Source organism: Methylobacterium sp. J-043 (genome assembly GCF_022829505.1).
GTDB classification, from domain to species: Bacteria; Pseudomonadota; Alphaproteobacteria; order Rhizobiales; family Beijerinckiaceae; genus Methylobacterium; species Methylobacterium extorquens_A.
Window position 1 is genome coordinate 1 of record NZ_JAKSYB010000020.1, and the last position, 393, is coordinate 393.

General features: G+C 68.4%; 1 protein-coding gene. It reads left to right on the plus strand.

All coding sequences use genetic code 11. The annotated features are described in order from the left end of the window. Positions 1-232: 232 nt before the first annotated feature. Positions 233-376 (plus strand): hypothetical protein, encoded by a 144-nt coding sequence (locus MKK50_RS01115; protein ID WP_499019783.1) that lies wholly within the window; start codon positions 233-235, stop codon positions 374-376. Positions 377-393 lie beyond the last annotated feature (17 nt).

A 393-nucleotide genomic window follows, 5' to 3' on the forward strand; every position in this document is an offset into this window, starting at 1 on the left:
CCCCGCCGCAGCGCTTTGCGCGGCAGGATCGGCCGCGGACGTGGCTGTCACCTCGGTCGGCCACCGCCGCGGCGAGGGCGTGATCCGCGTCGTGAAAATCTAGAGCAACGTCCCGAAAGGTGGCCGCCGGCTCTTGGGACGTTGGCGACGCGAGAACGAGTGTCCGCCGCTTCGGAGACCGCGCCGCGGCGGTCCGGATGCGTGTCGGCCGAAACCATGGTCTGAGGCCCCGATGCCAGAACCGCGCTCCTCATGCACCTACGACGCCCTCGGACGCCCGCTCGTCGCGGGCACGGGCATCGGCATCGTCACAGTGCTCGGACGTGGAGCCACCGAGAACTGGGATGAGACGAACAACTGCAGCTCGCGCATCTGAGTCATATGCCGACTTCC

Excerpts from the sequence above, each read along its gene's own strand:
- MKK50_RS01115 (WP_499019783.1), top strand. The coding sequence starts at position 233 with ATGCCAGAACCGCGCTCCTCATGCACCTACGACGCCCTCGGACGCCCG.